Origin of the sequence: Pseudomonas sp. 14P_5.3_Bac1 (assembly GCF_025466135.1) — a bacterium.
In the GTDB taxonomy this organism is placed as follows: domain Bacteria; phylum Pseudomonadota; class Gammaproteobacteria; order Pseudomonadales; family Pseudomonadaceae; genus Aquipseudomonas.
In genome coordinates this window covers 54697-65363 of the sequence record NZ_JANLOF010000059.1, presented here as the reverse complement: position 1 = coordinate 65363, position 10667 = coordinate 54697, and the positions used below count along the sequence as shown (strand labels likewise).

The following is a 10667-nucleotide window of genomic DNA, read 5'->3' as shown; positions in this document are numbered from 1 at the left end:
TGACACCCCCCGGGGGGGGGGGGCCCCCCCCGCGGCCCCCCCCCCCCCCCCCCCCAGCTCCCACATTTGTTTGTGCTCGGCCTGGGGTGTTGTTTGCGCCCAGAATAGAACAGGCCCCGACACAAGTGCCGGGGCCTGTAATGACCACATCCGTGTGGTCGGTCGCATGAACTCCAGAGGTGCCTTGGGTGGATATCTAACTCACCCTAAGCCGCCGCTATTCAGTTCAGACGAATAGTTAAGCGTTACTCTGCTTTCAGGCCATCGGCCGATACAGCTTTAACGCCTTTGATTTTCTTGGCGATATTCACCGCGGTGGTTTTCTGTGCTTCAGTCACAGCGACCGAAGAGGACAGAGAAACTACGCCTTTGTTGGTTTCGACTTTGATGTCGGTGCCAGGAATGCCTTTCTCGGTTACCAGGTCAGCTTTCACTTTGGTGGTGATCCAGGTATCGGAAGTGGCGCCCTTGGCGTCAGCTGCTGCGCCTTTGGTTTTGTCGATGTTGTCGGCTTTAGTTGCGCCGCCTGCCAGCAGGCCGTCAGCAGAAACAGCGGTCACACCTTTGATGCGCTTGGTGATTGCTACTGCGGTGGCTTTCTGCGAATCAGAGATCGCTACGGTCGACGACAGGGAAACCACACCTTTGTTGGTTTCAACCTTGATGTCCGAACCAGGAATGCCTTTCTCGGTCAGCAGGTCAGCTTTGACTTTGGTGGTGATCCAAGTATCCGAAGTGGATTCTTTGGCTTTGGTCACTTCGCCAGCAGCCATGGTCATTGGAGCTTGGGAAGTCTGAGCAAAGGCCACGTTAGCACCCATGGCCAGGGTCAGAGCGGTAGCAGTAGCGAGAGCGAACTTCTTCATACGAGTAACTCCTGTTTTATTGAAAGTCTGCAGTGGGTAAACCTTGATGCTGCAGCGTTACCAGGATTATTGCAGGCAGTGTGCCAAGTTAGATTTTCGAATTAAATCCTTATAAAACAATAACTTATAAAAATGACCAATTTTCGGAATCGTGCAACTTGCATGAAGAAGGCTGTCCTTGCATGCAAGTTGCGGCTTTTGGGATTTACTAAGCATCTGATTTATCGGCGTTTTCCTACGCGCATAAAAAAAGGACTCCGAAGAGTCCTTTTTTTCAGCGTGAGGCCGGGGTAATTAAACGCCCGAAGCCTTGGCTGCTGCTACGTCCTTGATGGACAGCTTGATACGGCCGCGGTTGTCCACGTCCAGTACCAGCACTTCCACTTCCTGACCTTCTTTCAGAATGTCGGTCACTTTCTCAACACGAGCATCGCTCAGCATGGAGATGTGCACCAGACCGTCTTTGCCCGGCAGGATGTTGACGAATGCGCCGAAGTCGACGATGCGCTCAACTTTACCGACGTAGATCTTGCCGATCTCGGCTTCTGCGGTGATACCCAGAACGCGCTGACGTGCAGCTTCTGCAGCTTCTTTGGTTTCGCCGAAGATCTTGATCGAGCCGTCGTCTTCGATGTCGATCGAAGCCTTGGTCTCTTCACAGATCGCACGAATGGTCGCGCCGCCTTTACCGATAACATCACGGATTTTGTCGGTGTCGATTTTCATCGCGATCATGGTCGGAGCATTTTCCGACAGCTCGGTACGCGACTGACCAATGATCTGGTTCATCTGGCCGAGGATGTTCAGGCGCGCTTCCAGGGCTTGGCCCAGAGCGATTTCCATGATCTCTTCGGTGATGCCCTTGATCTTGATGTCCATCTGCAGCGCGGTAACACCTTTAGCGGTACCGGCTACTTTGAAGTCCATGTCGCCCAGGTGGTCTTCATCGCCCAGGATGTCGGTCAGGATGGCGAACTTCTCGCCTTCTTTAACCAGGCCCATGGCGATACCGGCAACCGGTGCCTTCATCGGCACACCAGCGTCCATCAGCGCCAGGGAAGCACCGCAGACCGAAGCCATGGAGCTGGAACCGTTGGACTCGGTGATTTCCGACACAACACGAATGGTGTACGGGAACACGTCGGCGGCAGGCAGCATGGCTGCAATCGAACGACGGGCCAGACGGCCGTGACCGATTTCGCGACGACCAGCGCCACCCATGCGACCACACTCACCTACCGAGAACGGAGGGAAGTTGTAGTGCAGCATGAACGGGTCTTTTTTCTCGCCTTCCAGGGTGTCCAGCAGCTGTGCGTCACGGGCAGTACCCAGTGTTGCAACAACCAGAGCCTGGGTTTCGCCACGGGTGAACAGAGCCGAACCGTGAGTCTTCGGCAGAACGCCGACTTCGATGTTCAGCGGACGTACGGTGCGCGTGTCGCGACCATCGATACGCGGCTTGCCGTTAACGATGTTTTCGCGAACGGTGCGGTATTCGATTTCACCGAAGGCAGCTTTGACGTCGCTGGAAGAAGGCTGGCCTTCTTCACCGGACAGCTTGGCCACAACCTGCTCCTTCAGCTCGCCCAGGCGAGCGTAGCGGTCGGCCTTGACGGTGATGGTGTAGGCGTCGGAGATGGCAGCGCCGAACTCGGAGCGGATAGCACCCAGCAGTTCAGTCGCTTCAGCCTGTGGAGCCCAGGTCCAAGTCGGCTTGGCAGCTTCGGCAGCCAGTTCTTTAACAGCGTTGATCACAACCTGGAACTCGTCGTGAGCAAACAGTACCGCGCCCAGCATCTGGTCTTCGGTCAGCTCTTTGGCTTCCGATTCAACCATCAACACGGCTTCCGACGTACCGGCAACGACCATGTCCAGGCTCGATGCTTTCTGTTGTTCGTAAGTCGGGTTCAGCAGGTAGCCGGTGCTTTCGTGGAAAGCAACACGAGCTGCGCCGATCGGGCCATCGAAAGGAATACCGGAGATGGCCAGGGCAGCAGAAGTACCGATCATCGCAGCGATGTCCGGATCGGTCTTCTTGCTGGTGGAAACGACGGTGCAGACAACCTGCACTTCGTTCATGAAGCCTTCTGGGAACAGCGGACGGATCGGACGGTCGATCAGTCGGGAAGTCAGGGTTTCTTTTTCGGAAGGACGGCCTTCGCGCTTGAAGAAACCGCCAGGGATCTTACCGGCAGCGTAAGTCTTTTCCTGGTAGTGAACGGAAAGAGGGAAGAAGCCTTTGCTTGGGTCAGCGGTCTTGGCGCCAACAACGGTCACCAATACGGTGACGTCGTCGTCAACGGTGACCAGCACTGCGCCGGAGGCTTGACGGGCGATACGGCCTGTCTCGAGGGTAACGGTCGACTGACCGAACTGGAATTTTTTGATAACCGGGTTCACGGTGTCCTACCTTCTTTGTGGCTCTTGGGGAACTTGTCTTCTTGCGAAATTCTTGGGCAATGCCGGGAATCGGCCCGACGCTCGTCCAGGGTAAAACGTGTATCCAGATAAAACTTGAGGCTGGGAGCCTGCCATGGGCCAGCGGGAATCCCACTGACACACGGCAGACAACCAACCTCTAGCGCAATCGCTGATTAGCGACGCAGACCCAGGCGACCGATCAGAGCCTGATAACGACCCAGATCCTTGCCTTTCAGGTAGTCCAGCAGCTTACGGCGCTGGTTTACCATGCGGATCAGACCACGACGGGAGTGGTGATCTTTACCGTTGGCCTTGAAGTGACCTTGCAGCTTGTTGATGTTGTGGGTCAGCAGTGCAACTTGCACTTCTGGCGAACCAGTGTCACCAACAGCTTGCTGATAGTCAGCTACGATTTGTGCTTTTTCTTGAACGTCGAGAGCCATGAGGCAATCCTTTTTTCAGGAAACCACCCAAAGGGTGATCTCAACAGGCCAGGGACAAATCCCTGTATCTAAAAATGAGTGTTGACCGTGCCTGTTAACAGCCACACTCGTTCGGTCATTCTGACCGAATCAGTCGACGCGGCGCGATGCGCCCGTCTTCGCTCACTTCACCGATACCGATGAAGCGACCGTTATGATCCTGTACCCGCACCATACCGAACTTCGGAGCGTCCGGGGCACGTACCGGCTGGCCGTTGAGCCAGTAGAACGCGCTGTGCTCCGAGAAGTGCAGCAATGGCCAATCCAGCAAACCGCTGTCCGATGGCATCAGGAAGCGATCAACTGCTTCATTGCCGCCTTCGGCGTGTACTGCTTCCAACTCTTCCAGCGTGACCGTCTGGGCCAGGCTGAAAGGACCGGCCTGGGTGCGTCGCAGTTCTGCAACGTACGCGCCGCAACCGAGCTTTTCACCAATATCTTCCACCAGGGTACGGATGTAGGTGCCTTTGCTGCAGTCCACGGCCAAGCGGGCAGTGTCGCCTTCATGGGCGAGCAATTCCAAGCGCGCAATAGTAACAGAACGCGGTTCGCGCTCCACTACTTCGCCCGCACGTGCCAGCTTGTACAGAGGCTGGCCATCACGCTTGAGGGCCGAGTACATCGGCGGTATCTGACTGATTTGTCCACGAAAACCGGGTAAAGCAGCTTCAATATCAGCACGACCAACGGTCACGTCGCGAACCTGCAGAACATCACCCTCGGCGTCGGCCGTGGTGGTGGTCTTGCCCAGTTGCATCAGGGTTTCGTAACCCTTGTCGGAATCGAGCAGGTATTGCGAGAACTTGGTCGCCTCACCAAAGCACAACGGCAGCACGCCGGTGGCCAGGGGGTCGAGACTGCCGGTATGCCCGGCCTTCTCGGCATTGAGCAGCCAGCGAACCTTCTGCAAGGCAGCATTGGAGGTAAAGCCAATGGGCTTGTCGAGCAGAATAATGCCGCTGACGTTGCGACGGATACGTTTGACCTGAGCCACCGCTTACTCCTTGGCGTCTTCAGGTGTGGACGGGTGCTGGCTGTCTTCAGCCACGGCGCGCTCGATCAGTGCCGACAGGTGCGCACCACGCACGACGCTTTCGTCGTAGTGGAAGTGCAACTGAGGCACGCTGCGCAGCTTCATTTCGCGGGCCAACTGCATGCGCAGGAAACCTGCAGCCGCGTTGAGCACCTTGATGCTTTGCGCGATTTCTTCGCTGCTGTCCTGGCCCATCACGGTGATGAAGATCTTCGCGTGACCTACGTCGCGGCTCACTTCAACGGCGGTGATGGTGACCAGGCCAACGCGTGGGTCTTTGACTTCGCGACGGATCAGTTGGGCCAGCTCGCGCTGCATCTGATCGCCGATACGCTGGGTACGGCTGTATTCTTTTGCCATGTCTTGTTACCTGTTACTGCCACACGGTGAAACCCGTGGGGTCTGAAAGCGGCAAACGCCCGGCCTGACAAAAGCCAGACCGGGCGTTGCGTTTAGAGTCCGTACGCTGCGCGGGGCATCTGCATGCCCACGCGTCGCGTGGCTCCGGAAGTGCGCGAGTTAGAGGCTGCGAGCAACCTGAACCTTCTCGTAGACTTCGATCTTGTCGCCAGCTTTGACGTCGTTGTAGCTCTTGACGCCGATACCGCATTCCATGCCGGCACGCACTTCGGAAGCGTCATCCTTGAAGCGGCGCAGGGATTCCAGCTCGCCTTCGAAGATAACGATGTCTTCACGCAGTACACGGATTGGACGGTTACGGTGCACAACACCTTCGATAACCATGCAACCGGCGATCGCGCCGAATTTCGGCGAGCGGAACACGTCACGCACCTCGGCAACACCCAGGATATTCTCCCGAACGTCGCTGCCAAGCATACCGGTAAGGGCTTTCTTGACGTCTTCGATGATGTCGTAGATGACGTTGTAGTAACGCATGTCCAGGCCTTCCTGCTCGACGATCTTGCGAGCGCCTGCATCGGCACGCACGTTGAAGCCGAACAGTACAGCGTTGGAAGCCAGTGCAAGGTTGGCGTCGGACTCGGTGATACCACCGACACCGCCACCGACAACGCGCACTTGCACTTCGTCGTTACCCAGGCCGTTCAAGGCGCCGTTCAACGCTTCGAGGGAACCACGGACGTCAGATTTGAGGACGATGTTAAGCGTCTTCTTCTCTGCCTGGCCCATGTTTTCGAAGATATTTTCCAGCTTGCCGGCGTGAGCACGGGCCAGTTTGACTTCGCGGAACTTGCCTTGACGGAACAGAGCCACTTCACGGGCTTTCTTCTCGTCGGCTACTACGCTCATCTCGTCGCCAGCGTCCGGGGTACCGTCCAGGCCGAGAATCTCGACAGGGATGGAAGGACCGGCTTCCTTGATTGGCTTGCCGTTCTCGTCGAGCATGGCACGTACACGGCCGTAGTTCGAACCGACCAGTACCATGTCGCCTTGGCGCAGCGTACCGTCTTGAACCAGAACGGTTGCAACCGGGCCACGACCTTTGTCGAGACGCGATTCAACCACAACACCGCGACCCGGGGCCGATGGCGTTGCTTTCAGTTCGAGTACTTCAGCTTGCAGCAGGACCGCTTCGAGCAGTTCGTCTACACCGGTACCGACTTTTGCCGAGACCGAAACGAACGGCGTATCACCGCCCCACTCTTCGGACGTCACGCCGTGAACCGACAGTTCGCTACGGATGCGATCGAGATCGGCGCCCGGCTTGTCGATTTTGTTCACGGCAACAACCAGTGGAACACCAGCGGCCTTGGCGTGCTGGACAGCTTCAATGGTCTGCGGCATCACGCCGTCGTCCGCTGCAACCACCAGAATTACGATGTCAGTCGCCTTGGCACCACGGGCACGCATTGCGGTAAACGCGGCGTGACCAGGGGTGTCGAGGAAAGTGACCATGCCGCGTTCGGTTTCAACGTGGTATGCACCAATGTGCTGGGTGATACCGCCGGCTTCGCCAGCAGCTACCTTGGCACGACGGATGTAGTCGAGCAGCGAGGTCTTACCGTGGTCAACGTGGCCCATTACGGTCACAACTGGCGCACGGGAGAACGACTCACCTTCAAACTTCAGGGACTCGGCCAGGGAATCTTCCAGGGCGGTGTCGCTGACCAGGGTCACTTTGTGGCCCAGCTCTTCAGCAACCAGTTGGGCAGTTTCCTGGTCCAGTACCTGGTTGATGGTCGCCGGCGTACCCAGTTTGAACATGAACTTGATGATTTCAGCAGCCTTGACCGACATCTGATTGGCGAGGTCGCCAACTGTGATGGTCTCGCCGATCTGCACATCACGCACGACAGGGCCGGTTGGGCTCTGGAAACCGTGGGCGTTGCGCTTTTTCAGCTTGGCCTTGCCGCGACCACCACGACGGAAGCCATCGCTTTCTTCGTCGGTAGTACGTGGGGCAACGCGTGGAGCAGGCGCTTTCTCTTTGACCGAGGCACGATGTGGAGCGTTTTTACGCTCGCCATCGCCACCACCACCGCGACGATTGTTATCGTCGGCACGTGGTTTGTCCGGACGACGAGGCTCGTCGCGCTTGCGAGCGTCTGCTGCAGGAGCAGGTGCAGCGGCAACCGGAGCAGCCTCACGCACAGCTTCAACAGGCGCTGCAGGAGCGGCGACCGCGTCAGTACCAGCAGGTTGCGCAGCAGCAGGCTGGCGGCGCGCTTCTTCTTCGGCGCGACGCTTGGCTTCTTCTTCAGCCTTCTGACGAGCAGCATTTTCTACTGCGCGACGTTCATCCAGTTCGCGTTTGCGCTCGGCTTCGATTTCTTCCGGGCTGCGCTGTACGAAGACTTTCTTCTTGCGTACTTCAACGCTGATGCTCTTGCTACCAGCAACACGCAGGGTGCTGGTGGTTTTGCGCTGCAATGTAATCTTGCGCGGTTCTTCCACTTTCGCCTTGTGGCTGCTCTTCAAGTGAGTCAGCAAAGACTGCTTCTCACTGTCGCTCACACCTTCATCGGCGGCGGTGTGCGGCAGACCTGCCTCACGCATCTGCTGCAACAGGCGCTCTACCGGTGTTTTGACCTCATCGGCCAGTTGTTTCACCGTGACTTGCGTCATGCACTTCTCTCCTCAGGCCGCGCCTAGTTACTCGAACCAATGGGCTCGGGCGGCCATGATCAACTTGCCGGCACGATCATCGTCAATGCCGTCGATGTCGAGCAGATCGTCAATAGACTGCTCGGCCAGGTCTTCGCGGGTAATTACGCCGCGCACCGCCAGTTCCATCGCCAAATCCTTGTCCATACCCTCAAGCGAGAGCAGGTCTTCGGCCGGATGGGCGTCTGCCAGCTTTTCCTCAGTAGCGATGGCTTTAGTCAACAAACGATCCTTGGCCCGAGCGCGAAGCTCGTTGACGGTGTCTTCGTCAAAGCCGTCGATGTTGAGCATTTCTTCCAACGGTACGTAGGCAATCTCTTCCAGGCTGGTGAAGCCTTCATCTACCAGCACCTGCGCCAGGTCTTCGTCGACTTCCAGCTCGTCGATGAAGTTGCGCAGGATGTCACCGGTTTCAGCTTGCTGCTTAGCCTGGATGTCCGATTCGGTCATCACGTTCAGGGTCCAGCCGGTCAGTTGGCTGGCCAGACGCACGTTCTGACCACCACGACCAATGGCCTGAGCCAGATTATCTGCGCCAACGGCGATGTCCATTGCATGGGCATCTTCGTCAACGATAATTGCCGCCACTTCAGCCGGCGACATGGCGTTAATTACGAACTGCGCCGGGTTATCGTCCCACAGGACGATGTCCACACGCTCGCCGCCCAACTCGCCCGACACTGCCTGGACGCGCGAACCGCGCATACCAATGCAAGCGCCTTGCGGGTCGATGCGTTTGTCCTTGGAGCGGACCGCGATCTTGGCGCGCGAACCCGGGTCGCGGGACGCAGCCATGACTTCGATCAGGCCTTCGGCAATTTCCGGCACTTCGATACGGAACAGCTCGATCAGCATTTCCGGCGCGGTACGCGACAGGATCAACTGAGGGCCGCGGTTCTCGGTGCGGATTTCCTTGAGCAGCGCACGCAGACGCACGCCGACACGGAAGGTTTCGCGAGAGATGATGTCTTCGCGGGCCAGCAACGCTTCAGCGTTGTTGCCCAGGTCAACGATCACGTTGTCGCGGGTAACTTTTTTCACGGTACCGGAGATGATTTCACCCAGGCGCTCGCGATAAGCGTCAACGACTTGAGCGCGCTCAGCTTCGCGAACCTTCTGCACGATGACCTGCTTGGCGGTCTGTGCAGCAATACGGCCGAATTCGATCGACTCGATCTTTTCTTCGACGACATCACCGACCTTGGCGCCAGGGTGCGTTTCGGCAACCTTGCTTGGCCAGGTTTCGATGGCCGGATCATCAAGATCGGCTTCTTCGACGACCGTCCAGCGACGGAAAGTCTCATAGGCACCGGTGTGGCGGTTGATTTCCACACGCAGATCAACTTCGTCTTCAAAACGCTTTTTGGTAGCAGTGGCCAGGGCCAACTCCAGCGCTTCAAAAATCACGTTTGCCGGTACGCCCTTTTCATTGGATACCGACTCAACAACCAGCAGTACTTCTTTGCTCATCGTACGCCTCGCCTTTCGCAAGCCATTGGATCCGCGGGATCCGCGTCTCAGTCAAAACTGGGAATAATGTTGGCCTTGTCGATCATATCGATCGGCAACAGGAATTCATGGTCTTCTACCTGCACCACGACATCCTGTTCTTCTACACCGCGCAGAAGGCCCTGAAAGTTGCGTCGCCCTTCAAAGGGAGAGCGCAGCTTGATCTTCACTTGTTCACCGGCAAATTTTGCAAACTGATCAATAGTGAACAGTGGGCGTTCCATGCCTGGCGAGGAAACTTCGAGGGTGTATTCAACGGAAATCGGATCTTCAACATCCAGGACACCGCTGATCTGACGGCTGACAATGGCACAATCGTCCACCAGCACGCCGCCCTCTTTATCGATATAAACGCGCAACATTGAGTGGCGACCTTGAGCCGAAAACTCAATACCCCAGCATTCATAGCCTAGGGCCACGACCACCGGGGCCAACAAGGCCTGCAACTCTTCTAGCTTGCTCGACACCTGAACCCCCTCGTGCATGTATGTGCATGCTGTGCAAAATAAAAAAATGGGCGAAACGCCCATCCTTGAAACGCCGTCGAACAGCGGCGTTGAAAGTGTCCAGCTAACAAAAAGCCCCTTAAAAGGGGCTCCGCTAAAACTGGTTGCGGGGGCCGGATTTGAACCGACGACCTTCGGGTTATGAGCCCGACGAGCTACCAGACTGCTCCACCCCGCGACAAAGCTGGGGCGGAAGTATACGACCGATCCCTTACAGGGTCAATGTAACCTTCCACCTACAAGAAAGCCCGCAACAGCGGGCTCTCCTGATAATTGGTACCGAGAAGGGGACTCGAACCCCTACACCCTATGGGCACAACCACCTCAAGGTTGCGTGTCTACCAATTCCACCACCTCGGCAATACAGCGTTTACAACCCTTCTTACTTCTGCTCTTGAGCTGGAGGTACGTCAGTCGCTGGAGTAGCCGACTTTTGCTCTTGAAGCACCGGGACATCATCAGAAGCCGGTTTTGCTTTTGGTACTTCCAACACTGCTGGGTTTGGGAGACCTACTTGAGTCAGCACATGAGCTTTCTCTTTAGCAAAGTAACCTAACCCCAAGCTGGTTATGAAGAAACCGGCGGCAAGTATAGCAGTAAACTTACTAAGAAAGGTAGAGGAACCTTGGCTTCCGAACACAGTATTTGAAGCACCTGCACCGAAAGACGCACCAGCATCCGCACCTTTACCCTGTTGCAACAAAACCAGGGCAACTACGCCCAGGGCAGCCAACAGATGAAAAACGACTACGACTGTTTCCAGCAT

General features: G+C 56.8%; 9 protein-coding genes and 2 tRNA genes. All 11 read right to left on the bottom strand.

All coding sequences use genetic code 11. The annotated features are described in order from the left end of the window. Positions 1–245 precede the first annotated feature (245 nt). The gene (locus NTD89_RS16355; protein ID WP_262208604.1) at positions 246–866 is read right to left on the bottom strand and encodes a BON domain-containing protein; all 621 of its coding nucleotides are present in this window, start codon (positions 864–866) and stop codon (positions 246–248) included. A gap of 294 nt (positions 867–1160) precedes the next feature. Then, complete coding sequence (pnp, locus tag NTD89_RS16350; protein ID WP_119741048.1) at positions 1161–3266, bottom strand: polyribonucleotide nucleotidyltransferase; 2106 nt, start codon at positions 3264–3266, stop codon at positions 1161–1163. A 194-nt stretch (positions 3267–3460) separates the two neighbouring features. Continuing rightward, positions 3461–3730: a 30S ribosomal protein S15 gene (gene rpsO, locus NTD89_RS16345; RefSeq protein WP_003176135.1), complete on the bottom strand. Its 270-nt coding sequence runs from the start codon at positions 3728–3730 to the stop codon at positions 3461–3463. A gap of 115 nt (positions 3731–3845) precedes the next feature. Next, a complete protein-coding gene (truB, locus tag NTD89_RS16340; protein ID WP_106579253.1) occupies positions 3846–4763 on the bottom strand; it encodes a tRNA pseudouridine(55) synthase TruB in 918 nt (305 codons plus the stop codon). A gap of 3 nt (positions 4764–4766) precedes the next feature. Continuing rightward, positions 4767–5162, bottom strand: coding sequence for a 30S ribosome-binding factor RbfA (gene rbfA, locus NTD89_RS16335; protein ID WP_057725021.1), 396 nt, complete (start codon positions 5160–5162; stop codon positions 4767–4769). A gap of 159 nt (positions 5163–5321) precedes the next feature. Beyond that, on the bottom strand, positions 5322–7847 hold the full coding sequence (gene infB, locus NTD89_RS16330; protein WP_145162144.1) for a translation initiation factor IF-2: 2526 nt from the start codon (positions 7845–7847) through the stop codon (positions 5322–5324). A gap of 27 nt (positions 7848–7874) precedes the next feature. After that, on the bottom strand, positions 7875–9356 hold the full coding sequence (nusA, locus tag NTD89_RS16325; RefSeq protein WP_008057419.1) for a transcription termination factor NusA: 1482 nt from the start codon (positions 9354–9356) through the stop codon (positions 7875–7877). A gap of 47 nt (positions 9357–9403) precedes the next feature. Beyond that, the gene (rimP, locus tag NTD89_RS16320; RefSeq protein ID WP_003235029.1) at positions 9404–9862 is read right to left on the bottom strand and encodes a ribosome maturation factor RimP; all 459 of its coding nucleotides are present in this window, start codon (positions 9860–9862) and stop codon (positions 9404–9406) included. A 140-nt stretch (positions 9863–10002) separates the two neighbouring features. Beyond that, a tRNA-Met gene (locus tag NTD89_RS16315) sits at positions 10003–10079 on the bottom strand. A gap of 96 nt (positions 10080–10175) precedes the next feature. After that, positions 10176–10261, bottom strand: a tRNA-Leu gene (locus tag NTD89_RS16310). Between the two features lie 22 nt (positions 10262–10283). Continuing rightward, positions 10284–10667 (bottom strand): preprotein translocase subunit SecG, encoded by a 384-nt coding sequence (gene secG, locus NTD89_RS16305; protein ID WP_010206600.1) that lies wholly within the window; start codon positions 10665–10667, stop codon positions 10284–10286.

Coding starts and splice junctions, on each gene's coding strand:
- nusA (WP_008057419.1), bottom strand. CDS start 9,356: ATGAGCAAAGAAGTACTGCTGGTTGTTGAGTCGGTATCCAATGAAAAG.
- rpsO (WP_003176135.1), bottom strand. CDS start 3,730: ATGGCTCTCGACGTTCAAGAAAAAGCACAAATCGTAGCTGACTATCAG.
- secG (WP_010206600.1), bottom strand. CDS start 10,667: ATGCTGGAAACAGTCGTAGTCGTTTTTCATCTGTTGGCTGCCCTGGGC.
- NTD89_RS16355 (WP_262208604.1), bottom strand. CDS start 866: ATGAAGAAGTTCGCTCTCGCTACTGCTACCGCTCTGACCCTGGCCATG.
- rbfA (WP_057725021.1), bottom strand. CDS start 5,162: ATGGCAAAAGAATACAGCCGTACCCAGCGTATCGGCGATCAGATGCAG.
- infB (WP_145162144.1), bottom strand. CDS start 7,847: ATGACGCAAGTCACGGTGAAACAACTGGCCGATGAGGTCAAAACACCG.